This window comes from Achromobacter sp. 18P8.1.1 (assembly GCF_057799415.1).
This window is the reverse complement of sequence record NZ_JBYOKH010000005.1, coordinates 99,611-114,589: the sequence shown is the minus strand read 5'-3', so window position 1 is coordinate 114,589 and position 14,979 is coordinate 99,611. Positions and strand designations below refer to the sequence as shown.

The window sequence follows — 14,979 nt, the reverse complement described above, 5'->3', positions numbered from 1 at the left end:
TTATGCCACGCGTTCCAGCAAGCGCGGAACGGAAGACGCCAGCAAGGCCAGCCCGGACGCGGTCAGCAAACCCAACACGATCTGCCGGAAGCGCGCCTCGCTGATGCCGATGTACAGCTTGGCGCCCAGCAGCGTGGGCACCAGCATGGCCGGCGCCACGATGGCGAACATCGGCAGCATGTCGCGCGTTACGATGCCTGTTGCCAGGTACGTGCCCATCGTCACCGCCAACATCGACAGGTTGAAGTTCTGGATGATGGCGCGTTGCTTGTCCTTTTCGAAGCCGCGCAGCGTGCACCAGAGCGTGGGCAATGTGCCGGAAAAGCCACCGATGCCGCCCAGCACGCCGCCAGCGAAGCCCGCGGTTCCGTCAGCCAGACGACCGCCAGCCGTGATCTTCGGCATGTTCTTGGCCAGCAGCATGGCCGGGCACCAGACGATCAGCAAGGCGCCCAGCAGCGCCTTGAACCAATCCATGTCCAGCGTCGGCAACACCGCCACGCCGATCGGAATGCCGGCCAGTCCGCCCAGCACGAACGGCAGCAGCTGCTTGAAATCGAACCCGCGTCGAACCGTGATGGCCGCCAGCACTTGCCCCACCAGCGCACCGAACACCGCCAGCGTGGCCGCCAAACGCGGCTCCAGCGCCCAGGCCCAGAACGACATCGCCACTAACCCGAAGGCAAAACCAGACAAACCCTGCACGAAACCCGCGACCACCGCGCCCAGCGCCACCACCAGATACACCGATTCCATCGTCATCCTCTTATGTTCTATTTTTTGCCCCGCCCAGGGTTTGGGGCGGACGGTATGCATTGTGGTTCATACCCATAAGAGAAAAATTCCCTTTCTTGATGGCCGAATAAGGGTTTGCTTATGGTGCGCCCGGGCCCCCGCCGCCAAAACCCGGACGCGGGGTGATAACGTTCACCGCAAGCACCTGAAAACTCCGCCCCATCCGCGAGCCACAAGACACACCATGACAGCAGCCCCGATCGCATTGCCCAGCGCCCTCGCGGCCTCCCTGCGCCCGCTTCAGCTCCATGACGCGGTGGCGTGGTCGGCATATCTGAACCGCCCCGGCGTCATAGAACACACAAGCTGGGGCGATATCAGTCCGGCCGCCATCGCAGCCCTCATCGGCAGCTACGCCGAAAACCGCGACGCGCTCCGCTGGGCCATCGTGGACACAAGCGGCCGCCTGTTGGGCACGGTGGGTTTGAACGAAATAGCTCGCGCACATGGACGCGCTGAACTAGCCTATGACCTTGACCCGCTTCACCAAGGCCGTGGCTTGGCGACGCACGCTGCGCTTGCCGTCATGAATTGGGCGCACGATGCCCTGGGCCTGCAACGCGTCCAGGCCACCGTCCTGGACAGCAACGCATCCTCCATTGCCGTCCTGGAGCGCATCGGCATGCAGCGCGAAGGAATTCTGCGCCAGTACCGCAAGGTGCGCGGCCAGGCGCGCGACTACTGGATGTACGCGGCGGTTCGGACGGGCCAAGGAACAGCCGTTCCCCGCCCGTCGCCGCATCAGAGCACTTGAATATCCCTGGGCCGCAAGGTCGGTCACGCCACTGGAGTCCCGTATGGCACTGAAGCACGCGAATCCGCTGGAAGTCATCGACCTGTTTCATCGTCCCAGCCTGGAGCCCGCCCCGCCGGTCAGCGTCAGTCTGCTGCGCACGGCAGAATTGCAGATCATCCGGCTCGTGCTGCCCGCAGGGCACCGGATGCCCTCGCATCAAGTCCAGGGTGTGGTGACCCTCCAGTGCCTTCAGGGACGGGTCGACATCGATGCCTCAGAGGGCCGATGCACGCTGACAGAAGGCCAACTGGTGACCCTTCCCGGAGATGAGCCCCACAGCCTGTACGCCGACGTTCCGGCCATTGTGCTCCTGACCTTGATACACCCGCTTCCCGGCAAATGGCGTCCCCGAGACGAATAGGGCCGCCACGCCGTGCCTTGGCGCACGGCGGGAAGCAGGCTTGCCCTACTTGTCCAAGCCCGCCATCAGCACATATTTGACCTCGACGTATTCTTCGATCCCGTAATAGCTGCCCTCGCGGCCGTAGCCTGAGTGCTTGATGCCGCCAAACGGAATCGATGCGGTGCCGACGGAGCCGGAGTTCAGGATCACCATCCCGGCCTCGATGTTCCTGGATAACCGGAAGGACCGCGCCAGATCACGCGTGAAGACGTACGCCACCAATCCATATTCGGAATGGTTCGCGCGCGTGACGACCTCGTCTTCGGTGTGGAACCGATACACCGCAAACACCGGCCCGAAGATCTCGGTGTGCGCCATGCGCATGTCGTCGGTCAGGCCGGCCAGTACCGTGGGCTCGTAGAACAGCCCGCCCTTCGCATGGGGTTTACCTCCCAGCACCACCTGCGCGCCGGCGCGTTTGGCGTCATCGACCAATTCGGCCACCTTGTCGATGCCCGCCTGGTTGATCAGCGGCCCCACTACGAACGCTTCCTGCATGCCTTGGTCCACCCGGATCCGGGCGACTTTCTCGGCTACCGCCGCCACAAAGCGGTCGTGGATCGCATCCTGCACGTAGATGCGGTTGGGCGAAATGCACACTTGGCCCGAATTGCGCAGCTTCGCGGCAACCAGGCTTGTGGCCGCATCGTCGATGCTGGCGTCGTCGAAGACGATGAATGGCGCATTGCCGCCCAGTTCCAGCGTCATCTTCTTCAGATCGTTGCCGCAGGCGGCAGCCAGCATTTTGCCGACAGCCGTGGAGCCGGTGAACGAGATCTTGCGGATGCGCGAGTCGCCGGTAAACAGTTCCCCGATCTCTTTCGGATTGCCGGTCACCATCTCGAACACGCCTTCCGGGATGCCGGCCTTGCGGGCGTACTCAAGCATCTTGTACGCGGTCAAGGGGGTCAGTTCGGACGGCTTGATGATCATGGTGCACCCCGCCGCCAACGCGGTGGCGATCTTGCGGGCGATCATCATGAACGGGAAGTTCCACGGCGTGATGGCTGCGGTGGGGCCGGCAGGCTCCTTGAACACCAGGATTTCGGCGCCGGCGGCGTGCGACGGAATGGTGTCGCCATAAACGCGCTTGGCTTCTTCGGCATACCACTCGATGAAACCCAGTCCGTAATCGATTTCGCCCAAGGCTTCGGACAGGCATTTGCCGTTTTCCTTGACCATGATCTCGGCGAACACGCGCTTGTCCGCGCGAATCAGTTCAAACCAGCGGCGCAGCAGGTCACCGCGCTCCTTGGCGAGTTTGCGGGACCACTGCGGGAAGGCGCTGCAGGTTCGATCGATGGCGGCCTGGATGTCGGATGCGCCCAGTTCGGGCGCTTCGCCGACGATCGAGCCGTCGGCGGGATTGAATACGTTGATCATGATGGTGTTCCTGTCGGGTTGAGGAATGCCTGAGGCACGGATGTAATGCTAGGATTTCCCACACGATCGTTCTATGGCCCACGGTCTTTGTTTATTGCCTAAAACTATTGAGCTGGATATTTTTGGCACTTCCATGGCAAGCTGTTAACCCACCACCCGATCCTGTCCCGAACCATGCCCGGCAACCCCCAACCCGACGACTTGCTGGCCCCCGTGCGCCAGCGGATGGCCCGTCTGCTAGACGTGCTGGCGCCCACCGAGGGCTACAACCTGACGGTCCTGGAAGACGTGCGGCTACTGCGTTCCAACCGCCCGCTGAAGTCCGTTCCCGTGCTGTACGACCCCGGCATCGTGATCGTGTGCCAGGGCAAGAAGCGAGGCTTTTTCGGTGGGCAGACCTACTTGTACGACGCGCATCAATGCCTGGTCGTCTCGGTGCCGGTGCCCTTCACGATGGAGACGGACGCCAGCGAAGCCGAGCCCTTGCTGGCCCTCTACATGCATCTGGACTTCAAGCTGGCGGCCGACCTGATGTTGCAGATCGACCAGTTGGGCGGTTTTGTGGCGGCCGAGCCGAAAGGCATGATGTCCAGCCCCATGGATCCGCCGCTGACGGATTCCGTGCTGCGTCTGCTGCAAGCGCTGGGCGACCCCATGGAGGCGCAGGTCCTGGGGCCGGCGCTTGTGCGCGAAATCTACTTCCGCATCCTGACCGGTGCGCAGGGGCCGGCCATGCGGGCGGCACTAGCCATGCAGGGCCAGTTCGGCAAAGTCGTCCGGGCATTGCGCAGGATCCACGCCGCTTTCAAGGACGACCTGACCGTAGACCAACTGGCGCGGGAGGCGGGCATGAGCGTGCCGGCGTTCCACGTGCATTTCAAGGCGGTGACCAGCACCTCGCCGATGCAGTACCTGAAATCCACGCGCCTGCACCACGCGCGGCTGCTGATGGTGCGCAATTCCATCACGGCGGCCGCCGCCAGCGCCGCAGTCGGCTATGAAAGCCCGTCGCAGTTCAGCCGGGAGTTCAAGCGCCTGTTCGGACGCAGCCCGGTCGAAGAGGTGAACCGGATGCGGGCGGATTTTGCCGTGCCGCCGGCCTTTGCCGCGTCGGCTTACGTCTCGTCCCATTGAAGGGGCAAGGGAATCCAGGGCGCGATAGGCTACAGTGCGAAGGGTCGAGCGACATTTCGCGCTCCCAAGCAGCGCCCTGCCCGCTGAATGATTGCATCGGCCTGATGGGCCATCGCAACAGTCGAGGTCAGCCGCAGCGCCGCGCGCACACGAATCCAGGAGAAGTACAGCAGTGAACGACACCCGCACAACGGATACTGATACATCGGAAGACCGCAAGGAACAAGAACCCCGGCTTTGGCGTGATGACGGCTGGACCGCCCGGATCATCAAGAACGAGGACGACGACGGCTGGGCCGTTGAGATGACCCTGGACGGCCAGGCCGAGCCGGCCCTGGTAGGCCCGTGGACCATGGGCCGCGACAAGAAGAACCCCAAACCGCTCGACTCCCCCGCCTTCTTCACCCTGGTCAAGACGGCCAACGAAGTCCTGCGCCGTCACGAACAGCAATTGCATGCGACGCTGCACAAGAGCGTGAAGATCGATGCCGCCGCCGGCCGCCTGACCGTCAAGCTGGACATCGTTCCCGACGAAGATGAACCCTACGCCGTCCTGAGCGCCTACGACGAACTGGGCGAACAACTGGCCCAGGTCAACGTTGCGCCGACGTACAAGCTGAACGTGCAACGCGCATCAGAGTGGGTCAGCAACGGCTTTCCCAAGCACGGCTGACCCCGCCCGCGGTCATTGCGCCAGCGGCCCCACCGCAATCGCGATTTTTCCTTGAACGCCGTGGTTGGGGCTTTCAAGCCGGGCATGCGCCAGCGGAATATCGGCAAGCGAATAAACAGCGCCTACGTGTGGCCGCAGCTGACCGCGCGTGACCAAGGCGCTCAGCTCGTCAAGCTTGCCGCGGTGCTGTCTGGTGAACACGAAGTGGTAGCTCGCGTTCTTGCCCCAGGCCTGAACCAGGTTTTGGGGCTGTGCAATATCCACGATCGTCACCACGCGGCCAAGTTGCGCAAGCGCGTCGGGGCTGCGCGACAACGTGTTGCCGCCAATGGTGTCGAACACGACATCGACGCCGCGCCCGCCCGTTTCCCGCATGATGGCGTCGACGTAGTCTTCCTTTTCATAGTCGATCACCACATCGGCGCCCATACGCCGGGCGAACTCGAAGCTTGTTTCACGCACGGTCGTGAACACCCGCGCACCGATCGCTTTTGCCAGCTGGATCGCCACGTGCCCCACGCCCCCTGCTCCGCCGTGCACCAGAATGCTCTCGCCCACCCTGAGCCCCGCACGCACGGTCAGCGCTTCCCATGCCGTCCCGCCCACCAAGGTCAGGCTTGCCGCCTCAAGATGGCTTAGCGACGCCGGCTTCTTTCCGACGATGCTTTCCGCGGCAACGTGGTATTCGGCATAACTTCCCGGCCCGTCAAATATTTGCGGGGTGTACCAGACTTCGTCCCCGGGCGAGAACGCCGTCACACCTGGCCCGACGGCTTCGACAACGCCTGATACGTCGTGGCCGGTGATGGCCGGCAACGGCACCAGGTCGGGATAGTCGCCACGCCGAACCTGGTAATCCAGGGGATTGATCGAGGTCGCCTGTACTCGAACCAGGACCTGCCCCGTGTGCGGCACGGGCGTGGGCAGGTCGCGAAGTTCGAAAGCGTCCGGGCCGCCAAAAGAGTTGAGTGTTATCGCTTTCATTGCAATCCTTCGTTTCGGTAAAAAGGGATATCGGGAATTATCGATATCATGGAGTAAAAAATTACAGCTCTTTCCCGATCACCTGGGCCAGAGCACGGATGGTTGCTTCGTTTCGCTTGTAATAGGTCCACTGCCCGATGCGCCTGGCTTCGACCAGGCCAGCACGTTGCAGCGTCGCAAGATAATCAGACACGGTGGATTGCGACAGCCCAACGCCTTCTTGAATACTGCTGACGCAGACGCCGACCGTATGCACGTCACCTTCATCCTGCGGAGGAAAGTTCTTGGCCGGATCCTTCAGCCCTTTCACGATGTCCAGGCGGGTGCGGTTCGAGAGCGCTTTGAATATTTCGAGCAAATCCATAACCGGATTGTATCGGTATTTCCCGATATGTCAATATGATAGTCAAAGCAGGCGCAACTCATCGGCTTTTTGCAATCACGCCACTCATGTACTGATTCAGATCGCGGAAATCCTGCACCGTCCAGGAGTGCGACGCCAGCTTCACGCCGTTCTCCCGCAAGGTGCGGGGAATCAGGTCTCCATTGGGCCGAAGAATTACCGACGAAACGATGACGCCCGGATAATCATGGAGTCGTTTCTTGAAAGCGGCGGTAGTCAGATCAGGGGTGGGAGGATTGCTTTTCTTGGCCAAAGGCCCGGTCCCCTTGATATCCGCGCCATGGCACATGGCGCATCTCTGGGTAAAGAGATTCTTTCCATTGACATTTTGCGCGAAGGACACTGATGCTTGAGTCAGCAGCACAGCCCCTAGCGAAGCAATGCAGAATGCGCGTACTTTCATTTGGCCTTGTTGTATAAACCTGAGCACTATCAAGAGCAAACTCCGGGGTGTACATTCCGGAGTGCCTGGCACGGCCGGCGGGCCGTGGCTCATTGTCGGCCGCCGCGCGGGCCGCATTATCGCAGACGGCAGCAGCGTACACGAACAAAATAGGCATACCCCGCCTATTGCCCTTCTATGCGCTGACTTCGCGATGGCTCCCCTATCAACATGACACCCCCGGCCAGCACAAACTGCCTGCTGCCGGCGAGCAGACTCCGCATGCAACGACATTTTTCAAGTGCCCTGTTCTTTGCCCTCATTGCCAGCGTCGGTGTTTTTAGTCCTCCGACGCACGCCCAGCCCCCATCGACACCAAAGGTACAAGCCGGCGAGGGGCGCCCATACGAAATCGCGGACAGCGAGGTCTGGGACGTGCCCGACCCGGTATCGGGGCGCGGCTACCAGGTCTTCGTTGCCTTGCCGCCGTCCTATGCAAAGCAGCCGCAGCGGCGCTACCCGGTGCTGTATGTGACCGACGCCGATTACGCTTTTCCGATCATCCGGCAATTGGGACGCCGCCTGAACGTCGAAGGGCCCAAGATAGAGGAATTCATCCTGGTCGGCTTGTCTTATGGCAAGGGGGAAGATGGCGGGCCGAGCCGCCAACGTGACTACACGCCGACGCCCAATGGCCCAAGCTCCGCCCCCGCCAACGCCGTCCATGGACAATCGCGCGCCTATCAAGCGTATCTGCGCGATCAGGTCAAACCATTCATCGCGGCTCGCTATCGGGCCGACACTGCCCGCGCAATCTTTCTGGGGCACTCCTACGGCGCCCTGCTTGGGACGCAGATCCTTTTCACCGAGCCCAGCCTGTTCAGCGGCTATATCCTGGGCAGCCCGTCTCTCTGGTATGACAAGCGGTATGCCTTCACGCTCGAAGCGCAATACGCCAAGCGGAATCAGGACCTCGCGGCAAATGTCTATCTGTATGTCGGCGCCTTTGAGGCCCTGCGCAAAGGGGATCGGCGCTACAACCAGACGGTGGACATGGTCGCCGACAACCGGGCGCTGGAAACGGCCTTGCAGGGCCGCAAGTACCCGGGCTTGAAACTGAAATCAGCGGTCCTGAACGACGAAGACCATCTCAGCGTCGCCCCGCGTGGATTCACGCAGGGCCTGAAATATCTGTTGCCTATCCGCTGACCCGCTACAAAGATGGGTACGTCTCAGTGGGCGCTGCCTTCGGTCCGCGGGACGATGACTGCATCAAGCGCGATGCAACCCCTGCCCTCAGGAAGAACAACAAGGGGATTCACATCGACGGACAGCAGGCAGTCCCGATTCGCGCTGGCAAATTCCGACAACGCGGCGATTGCGCGGCAAAGCGCCGGGACGTCGGACGGCTCCGTTCCGCGCACCCCGGCCAGGAGCGCCGCCCCTCGGATTTCGGCCACCATGCTGCGCGCCTCGTCCTCATCTATCGGCGCCAGGCGGAAGCTGACATCCTTCAGGACCTCGACGAATACGCCTCCCAGGCCGAACATCACTACCGGGCCGAACACCGGATCGATGTGGGCGCCCAGAATGCACTCCACGCCGCCGCGCACCATCGGCGCCACCAGGACGCCATCCAATTGCGCCGCTGGCGTATTGGCGGCCACGGTGGCCATGATCTCGCCAAATGCCGACTGGACGCTCGCGTCGTCGGCGATGGCGAGCCGGACTCCACCCACATCGGTCTTGTGCACAATGTCTGCCGACGCGATTTTCATGACTACGGGATAACCTGCCCGCCGCGCGGCCGCGACGGCCTCATCGGCGTTTGTGCAAACTGTCGCGGATACCGTCGGTAAGCCGGCAGCTTCCAGCAACGCCAACGAGGCCGCTTCGCCCAAATTCTCCGGTAGTACAACGGCTGCGGTGGCCGCTTGGCCCCGCAAATTGCGCGGGGGTTTGCCGTCGCGGCGGAAACATAAGGCGCGAACCATGTGGATGGCGGTGCTGGGGTCGGAAAACACAAGGCACCCCAAGGACTCCAGTTCCTGTTTGTTGGCCGGCGCGATCGCGCAACTGAGCACAAGCGGCGTGTCGGGATAAGCACCTCGGATATCGCGGACAAACTCGCGAACGTGAGGCCAAAGTGCCGGAGAGGCGGCCACTGCGCCCACGAAGACCACCAGCGATCCATATCCCCCTTCATCCAGCATCAGCCGCGCCGTATACGACAACAGGTCCATCTCGGACGTGGCCTGCCCGGTGATATCCACGGGATTATTCACACCCGCGAACGGCACTCGTCGCAAGATCGGCTGCCGGGCAGCGTCGGGCAATGGCGACATGGTCAGGCCTGCGATGTGCGCATCGTCGGCCATCAGCGCGCCAACACCGCCCGACATTGTCAGCAATCCGATGTCCCGATTCGACGGCAACGCGTCCGCGACGGAAAAGGCATAGCCCAGATTGAAAAATTCTTCGACTGTGAAGGCGCGAACGACCCCATATTGCTTGAACAACGCGGAATAGACGGCGTCATCGCCCGCCAAGGCTGCCGTATGCGATGCGGCCGCCTGGGCCCCGGACGACGTCCGCCCGACTTTGCAGGCCACGACGGGCTTGCCGGCAGCATATGCCTTGGCCAGCGCATCCTTGAGCTTCGCGCCGTTTGAGCAACCCTCCATATAGACCATGATGACTCGCGTTTGCGGGTCGCTGGCCAGCCAGGCGATGCAGTCGGCGACATCAATACTGCACTGGTTGCCGGTGGTGATCCAATGCGACAGGCCCAGACCGCGCTCGCGCGCCAGGGTGTAGGCGTAGCCCGCGAACGCCCCGCTTTGCGAAACGATCGCCACATTACCCGGCTGCACCAGCCCTCCCGCCGGCCCGGTGCAGAACGTGGCGAAAACCCGCTCCCGTATGTTCATAAAGCCCAGGCAGTTCGGCCCAAGAATGTTGGCCCCATGGGTCTGCGCCAACTCGGTCAACCGCTCTTGCTGGTGCCGCCCTGCTTCGCCGGCTTCGGCAAAGCCCGACGAAAACAGCACAAAGTTCTTCGTGCCCAGCTCCAGCGCCTCATGCAGCACGGGCAACACCTGCGCGGCCGGTACCGAAATAATCGCCAGATCGACCGGCGCCTTCACCGCACTCAGCGACTTGAACGCAGGTATCCCCTGCACGTGCTCGACAGTCGGATTGACGGGATAGAGCTTGCCGCCGTACCCGTGTTGCGCCAGCAACGATACGGGTACCGCGCCGATCTTGGCCGGCGACGAGGACGCGCCCACGATGGCGACGCTTTCGGGATAGAACAGCCGGGTCAGCAAAGGGGTATCAGTCACGTCGTCATTCCCCCCGCTTTGGCGCCAAGCGCAAAGTTTTCGATCATCGAATTTATCCGTTCAGGCATTTCGTGCACAATCCAGTGCGACGCATCGTCATAGGTATGCAGTTGCATCTGCGGCGCTAATTGCGCCAGTCCATCCAGGCAGCCCGCAAGCAAATAGCTGTCTTGCATCCCCCAGAGCACGAGCGTCGGCATCCGCAAGACGAATGCGTCGACGTTGGCGTCTGCAACCTCGGCCAACTGAGCCTCGTTGCCCGGGTACAGCGTGGTCGCCTTGTAATAGTTGAGGCCCGACGCCACGGCGCCCGCACGCGACCATGCTGCGCGATACTCCGCCAGCGCCGTGTCGTCCAGCCAATCCGGCCTGCGGCCATCCGTCGAGAACATCGCCGTCAGGTAGGCGAAATCGTCGCGCTGTACCGTGTCCGCAAAATTCTCGCTGCGAAAATCCAGCATGTACTGGCTGGCAGCCTGCTGCGCGGGATTACGCAGCAGTTGGCGCGCAAACAAGACCGGGTGCACCGCATTGATCAGAACAAGCCGACGCACCCGATGCGGGGCCCCCAGTGCCACCGCGCAGGCAATCGCACCGCCCCAGTCGTGCCCCACCAGGATGCAGTCGTCATGGCCAAGCGCCTCGATCAAGGCGACGATGTCCTTGACCAAAGGCTTGATGCGATAGGCTGCGACCTCGCCCGGCTTGTCGGACTCGTTGATGCCCCGGGTGTCGACGGCAACCACGTGATAGCGGTCACTGAAATAGCCCATCTGCGCGCGCCATGCGAACCAAGCCTCTGGGAAGCCGTGGATGAACAGCATCAGCGGGCGCGTCGGATCCCCGCATTCCGCGTAATGCAGGGATACCCCATTGACGACCCTGCGCCCATGACGGATTTCCTGATGGTCAGGTTTCTTTTCCATCACCTAGTTCCAAGAGAATTCGAAGGCAGGGTCGTCGGCTCGCCGCGCCCCGATGGGCAGGCCAAGCACGTCCTCTGCGCTGCTGAGCAGGATGTTGCGCGATACGATCGAAGCCATTTGCGTAGCGCGTTCCACGCACAGTTCCGCCTTGAGTTCGCGAGCCTGCACAGTTTGCGGATCGTCGTCCCGACTCGATGCCACCAGGTCCACAACGTGCAAAGCCAGTTGCGTTTTCCCCTGGCGCTGCAAGGTGCGCGCATGGTCCAGCACCGACTGGACATCGCCCAATGCCGCGCGTAGGGCCGTGGCAACGGCCTGTGGATGGGCCGGATGCAGCGACGTCGGGTTGCGGTCCCACCAGCCGTTTTCCGAACGCCAGATATCCCGCACGATGTACTCCGGGCACCCGTAGATCGGCCGCAGGAACGGATGGCCGAAGATCTCGTCCGGATAGGACATATCCGCGAGGATGTCCCGCTCGTCCATGCCTTGGTTCATCCGTGCCACGACCTCTGCGCGCAAGTAGCGCAATGCCCGCACAGTGACCGAAAACGCGGCCTGTATCTCGTCGGGGCGCGTCACGGGATCACCGAACTCCGGCATCAGGACGGCAGGGTCAAGCGCCTGAAGGCGCTCCAGCGATTCCGCCCAACGCATCGGGTCCCGGAAAGTGCGCAGCGGCGTGCCGGCGTTCGGGATGCTGCGGATGAAAGCCGGCCCCGAGTACAGGAATCGATCCTCGGGGAGCCATACGGCGATACTGTCATCGGTTTCCGATGGCGCATGGATCAACTCCACGCGACGGTCTTCGCAGTCCAGCGAAAGAAAGTCCTGGAATTGAACGTCGGGCGGCGGGAAGGCCTCAGCCGCGTACGGTTTGAACTCCCTGCGGAACTGCCGGCTGTTCAGCCATTGCTGCAAGCCGGCAGTCTCCACGTAGCGGGTGTAGCGCCGCGCGACGCCACAGTGTCCGATCAACACGGGTCCGGCTTCCCCGCGCGACTCGGCATGCCCGCGCCAGGCCGAAACGCCCGAGTTGTAACCGTTGTGCCCATGGCTGTAAACGATGGCATGGACGGGCGCTTGGGTGATGGCGCGCAGATTCGCAATCATCGCCGCGGTGATCTTTCCACCCGGGCCGGCGTCCACCACCACGACACCACGCGCTGTCTCGACCGCCAGTGAATTCCCCTGCCCGCCTATCGTGTGCACACCTTTGACGATATCCCTGCGGACCGGGTTGTCGAACAGCACGACGCCTTCCGTCCCCTTCCTGACTGCGTTAGCTCCTTGCATCTCGCTCCTCCTCAATCCAGCTTGATATTGTTTTCTTTCATGACGTCGCCCCACTTGCGGACCTCGTCGTTCACAAACTGCTTGAACTGTTCCGGCGTTTGGGGCGCAATTTCCACACCGGTGGACAACAGCCGTTCCCTGAAGGCCGCATCCGACGCCAATTCGTTGATTCGCTGATTCACCAGTTGCACCACGGCGGTTGGCGTCTCCTTCGGCGCCAGCAGGCCAAACCAGCCGAACCCGACCACGTCGGGATAGCCGGCTTCCTTGAACGTGGGCGCGTCCGGATAGATCCTGGAGCGCTCCGGTGACGCGACAGCCAGCACACGTAAACGCCCTTCCTGGATGAACGGCAAGGCGCTGGTCAGAGAGGTCAACGTTGCGTCCACACGCCCAGCCAACAGTTCGATGTAGGAAGCGGAGTCGCCCTTCATCTGAATCGGCAGCAACTTGAACCCAGCCTTCATCGAGAAAAGTTCGGCAGTCAGGTGCGGTGACGCCCCATAACCGGAGTTCGCAAACGTGACGCCGTCCGCGCGGCTGCGTGCGGCGCTGACAAAATCGGCAACGCTGCGATAGGGGCTGTCCGCCTTGACCACCAGGAACAGCGGCGTGACGACAACCGGGCCAATGAACGCGAAGTCCTTCTGGAGGTCGTAATTCGTCTTCACTTTGGCGGCCGCGAAATTCGCGATCGGCGCCGCCGCGTACAGCCAGGTATGGCCGTCAGGCTTGGCCCGCGCCACGTACTGGTTGGCGATGCGGGTCGTAGCCCCGGGCTTGTTTTCGACCACGTAGTCTCCGCCAAACTTGGCAGCCATCCCCTGCAGGATGACGCGCAGCGACGTGTCGTTCGGTCCGCCGGCGGTGAACGGGGATACCGCCGCCACAGCGTGCGTCGGGAAGGTGCCCTGGGCCCATGCTGGCGAGCAAGCCACCGCCATCAAGCCCAGCCTTGCCAGGTGCTTCGCAAATATGAACATGCTTGTCTCCGTGGATTTCTCGTTATGTCGCACCCTGCCCGGCGGCTATGCCCAGGTGTCGATGCGTGGAGAAAATTCTAGGGACTTCGGCACCTGCCGCGCAGATTGTTCCAAAGAGTGGAACGTTGATCGCCGTCCGCAAAACGATCCCTAGAATTTCCCCGGATACGCGACGAATACCGTCCATCTCAAAGGAGACAACAACCATGACACGCACCGACGTTCTGATGCGCAGCCACGGGCTGATCCAACATGCCCCCCATGTGTATACGCTGGGCGGCCAGGGGAATTCCCTGGTCGTCGATCTGGGCGACGGCCTGTTGTTGGTGGACAGCGGACCTGGCGGCGACATCACCCAGCGCATGATTCAAGAGATCCGCCAGCGCCTGGGCAAGCCCGTCGCCTACATTGTCTATAGCCACGGCCATATGGGCTACAACAACGGCGTCGACGCCTGGCGGCAGGCGGCCGAAGCAGATGGGTATGCGCCGCCGCAGTTGATCGCCCATGAGAACGTCGCGCGCCGGTTCCGCCGCTATCGGGAAACCGCCGGCTTGCAAAGCCATACCAATACCCGCCAGTTCCGTACGGCCTACCCGGAAGACCCTCCCCCACACTGGTTCACTCCGGCCGATACGACATACCGGCACACCATGCTTGTCCATGGCACCGACCGGTGCGTGCAACTGCTACACGCACCGGGCGAAACCGACGATGGCACCGCCGTCTGGATCCCCGAATCCAAAGTGCTCTATGGTTCGAACGCATTTATCAAGACGTGCCCCAATAGCGGCTCCCCTTACCGCATCTTGCGCGACCCCTGCGTATGGGCCGATACCCTGGAACGCTTTCTTGCCCTGGACCCGGACGTATTGATCCCCGAGTTCGGCAAACCCTTGACCGCGAAGGAGGAAATCGCCGAAGCCCTATCCGTTCCTGCGCAAGCGCTCCGGCATCTGCGGCACGAGGTGGTGCGCCACATGAATGCCGGCATGACGGTCGAAGAGATCATCCACACCGTGGACCTGCCGGCCGAACTGTTCGGAAATTCGTACATGAAGCCTTCCTACGGCTGCGCGGAATTCGTGATCCGCGATGTCTGGCGTTCCGAGAACGGATGGTGGAATCGCAACCCCACTGACCTGCATCCCAGTCCGGTGCGGGAGGCGGCCAGCGCGGTCTTGGCCGCCGTCAAGCGTCCGGAACACGTGCTGCAGCAGGCCCTGTCCTTGCAGAAAGCAGGTGAAACGCAGCTAGCGCTGCATGTCGTCGACCTGTTGGCGCTGGCGGATTCGGACACGCCTGCCGTCTTGCAGGCCCGACGCCTGAAGGCGGAACTGTGTGAGCAACGTGCGCAGGAGCTGCCCTCATTTGTTTCGCGCAGCTTGCTGCTCAGCGCAGCCGACAGCCTGCGCGGCCAGCCGATCGGGCAGACGCAAGGTCAGAAGGTCGGGTTCGAATGGGTATGACCGCAACG

15 protein-coding genes are annotated in these 14,979 nt (G+C 62.3%); 6 read left to right on the top strand and 9 right to left on the bottom strand.

All coding sequences use genetic code 11. From position 1 onward, the window contains the following. A complete protein-coding gene (locus AC27VE_RS05830; RefSeq protein WP_280027698.1) occupies nt 1–756 on the bottom strand; it encodes a sulfite exporter TauE/SafE family protein in 756 nt (251 codons plus the stop codon). A 223-nt stretch (nt 757–979) separates the two neighbouring features. Between AC27VE_RS05830 and AC27VE_RS05825 the strand changes: the two genes are divergently transcribed. Together AC27VE_RS05825 and AC27VE_RS05820 are read left to right on the top strand one after the other, a co-directional pair. Then, on the top strand, nt 980–1,549 hold the full coding sequence (locus tag AC27VE_RS05825; protein ID WP_488703290.1) for a GNAT family N-acetyltransferase: 570 nt from the start codon (nt 980–982) through the stop codon (nt 1,547–1,549). Nucleotides 1,550–1,592: 43 nt separating this feature from the next. Then, on the top strand, nt 1,593–1,952 hold the full coding sequence (locus AC27VE_RS05820; protein WP_006223156.1) for an AraC family ligand binding domain-containing protein: 360 nt from the start codon (nt 1,593–1,595) through the stop codon (nt 1,950–1,952). A gap of 45 nt (nt 1,953–1,997) precedes the next feature. On the opposite strand, the gene AC27VE_RS05815 is transcribed toward AC27VE_RS05820, so the two are convergent. Further along, a complete protein-coding gene (locus tag AC27VE_RS05815; RefSeq protein WP_488703289.1) occupies nt 1,998–3,377 on the bottom strand; it encodes an NAD-dependent succinate-semialdehyde dehydrogenase in 1,380 nt (459 codons plus the stop codon). A gap of 174 nt (nt 3,378–3,551) precedes the next feature. Here AC27VE_RS05815 and AC27VE_RS05810 point away from each other — a divergent pair, with 174 nt between their 5' ends. Both AC27VE_RS05810 and AC27VE_RS05805 read left to right on the top strand, forming a co-directional pair. Next, nucleotides 3,552–4,511: an AraC family transcriptional regulator gene (locus AC27VE_RS05810; RefSeq protein ID WP_488703288.1), complete on the top strand. Its 960-nt coding sequence runs from the start codon at nt 3,552–3,554 to the stop codon at nt 4,509–4,511. 172 nt (nt 4,512–4,683) lie between these two features. Next, entirely contained in the window at nt 4,684–5,184 is a 501-nt protein-coding gene (locus tag AC27VE_RS05805) for a hypothetical protein (RefSeq protein WP_088588146.1), read from the top strand. A 12-nt stretch (nt 5,185–5,196) separates the two neighbouring features. Here the strand turns inward: AC27VE_RS05805 and AC27VE_RS05800 are convergent, their stop codons facing one another. The 3 genes from AC27VE_RS05800 to AC27VE_RS05790 form a co-directional block, all read right to left on the bottom strand. Beyond that, on the bottom strand, nt 5,197–6,168 hold the full coding sequence (locus AC27VE_RS05800; RefSeq protein WP_088588147.1) for a zinc-dependent alcohol dehydrogenase family protein: 972 nt from the start codon (nt 6,166–6,168) through the stop codon (nt 5,197–5,199). 61 nt (nt 6,169–6,229) lie between these two features. Then, entirely contained in the window at nt 6,230–6,532 is a 303-nt protein-coding gene (locus AC27VE_RS05795; protein WP_088588148.1) for an ArsR/SmtB family transcription factor, read from the bottom strand. 58 nt (nt 6,533–6,590) lie between these two features. Beyond that, on the bottom strand, nt 6,591–6,974 hold the full coding sequence (locus AC27VE_RS05790) for a c-type cytochrome (RefSeq protein WP_488703287.1): 384 nt from the start codon (nt 6,972–6,974) through the stop codon (nt 6,591–6,593). A gap of 261 nt (nt 6,975–7,235) precedes the next feature. Between AC27VE_RS05790 and AC27VE_RS05785 the strand changes: the two genes are divergently transcribed. After that, nucleotides 7,236–8,162: an alpha/beta hydrolase gene (locus AC27VE_RS05785; protein ID WP_488703286.1), complete on the top strand. Its 927-nt coding sequence runs from the start codon at nt 7,236–7,238 to the stop codon at nt 8,160–8,162. 23 nt (nt 8,163–8,185) lie between these two features. Here AC27VE_RS05785 and AC27VE_RS05780 read toward each other — a convergent pair whose 3' ends face one another. From AC27VE_RS05780 to AC27VE_RS05765, 4 genes are read right to left on the bottom strand one after another with little or no spacing between them, the layout of a single operon-like run. After that, on the bottom strand, nt 8,186–10,297 hold the full coding sequence (locus AC27VE_RS05780; protein WP_488703285.1) for an acetate--CoA ligase family protein: 2,112 nt from the start codon (nt 10,295–10,297) through the stop codon (nt 8,186–8,188). Continuing rightward, nucleotides 10,294–11,223 carry an alpha/beta fold hydrolase gene (locus AC27VE_RS05775; RefSeq protein WP_488703284.1) on the bottom strand — a complete coding sequence of 310 codons (930 nt, stop codon included), beginning with the start codon at nt 11,221–11,223 and terminating at the stop codon, nt 10,294–10,296. The genes AC27VE_RS05780 and AC27VE_RS05775 overlap by 4 nt, the downstream gene beginning before the upstream one ends. A 3-nt stretch (nt 11,224–11,226) precedes the next feature. Further along, on the bottom strand, nt 11,227–12,477 hold the full coding sequence (locus AC27VE_RS05770) for an alkyl sulfatase dimerization domain-containing protein (protein ID WP_488703283.1): 1,251 nt from the start codon (nt 12,475–12,477) through the stop codon (nt 11,227–11,229). Between the two features lie 53 nt (nt 12,478–12,530). Then, nucleotides 12,531–13,502, bottom strand: coding sequence for a Bug family tripartite tricarboxylate transporter substrate binding protein (locus AC27VE_RS05765; protein ID WP_488703282.1), 972 nt, complete (start codon nt 13,500–13,502; stop codon nt 12,531–12,533). Between the two features lie 206 nt (nt 13,503–13,708). Between AC27VE_RS05765 and AC27VE_RS05760 the strand changes: the two genes are divergently transcribed. Beyond that, nucleotides 13,709–14,971 carry an alkyl sulfatase dimerization domain-containing protein gene (locus AC27VE_RS05760; RefSeq protein ID WP_488703281.1) on the top strand — a complete coding sequence of 421 codons (1,263 nt, stop codon included), beginning with the start codon at nt 13,709–13,711 and terminating at the stop codon, nt 14,969–14,971. Nucleotides 14,972–14,979 lie beyond the last annotated feature (8 nt).

Coding starts and splice junctions, on each gene's coding strand:
- AC27VE_RS05830 (WP_280027698.1), bottom strand. CDS start 756: ATGGAATCGGTGTATCTGGTGGTGGCGCTGGGCGCGGTGGTCGCGGGT.
- AC27VE_RS05825 (WP_488703290.1), top strand. CDS start 980: ATGACAGCAGCCCCGATCGCATTGCCCAGCGCCCTCGCGGCCTCCCTG.
- AC27VE_RS05820 (WP_006223156.1), top strand. CDS start 1,593: ATGGCACTGAAGCACGCGAATCCGCTGGAAGTCATCGACCTGTTTCAT.
- AC27VE_RS05815 (WP_488703289.1), bottom strand. CDS start 3,377: ATGATCAACGTATTCAATCCCGCCGACGGCTCGATCGTCGGCGAAGCG.
- AC27VE_RS05810 (WP_488703288.1), top strand. CDS start 3,552: ATGCCCGGCAACCCCCAACCCGACGACTTGCTGGCCCCCGTGCGCCAG.
- AC27VE_RS05800 (WP_088588147.1), bottom strand. CDS start 6,168: ATGAAAGCGATAACACTCAACTCTTTTGGCGGCCCGGACGCTTTCGAA.
- AC27VE_RS05795 (WP_088588148.1), bottom strand. CDS start 6,532: ATGGATTTGCTCGAAATATTCAAAGCGCTCTCGAACCGCACCCGCCTG.
- AC27VE_RS05790 (WP_488703287.1), bottom strand. CDS start 6,974: ATGAAAGTACGCGCATTCTGCATTGCTTCGCTAGGGGCTGTGCTGCTG.
- AC27VE_RS05785 (WP_488703286.1), top strand. CDS start 7,236: ATGCAACGACATTTTTCAAGTGCCCTGTTCTTTGCCCTCATTGCCAGC.
- AC27VE_RS05775 (WP_488703284.1), bottom strand. CDS start 11,223: ATGGAAAAGAAACCTGACCATCAGGAAATCCGTCATGGGCGCAGGGTC.
- AC27VE_RS05765 (WP_488703282.1), bottom strand. CDS start 13,502: ATGTTCATATTTGCGAAGCACCTGGCAAGGCTGGGCTTGATGGCGGTG.
- AC27VE_RS05760 (WP_488703281.1), top strand. CDS start 13,709: ATGACACGCACCGACGTTCTGATGCGCAGCCACGGGCTGATCCAACAT.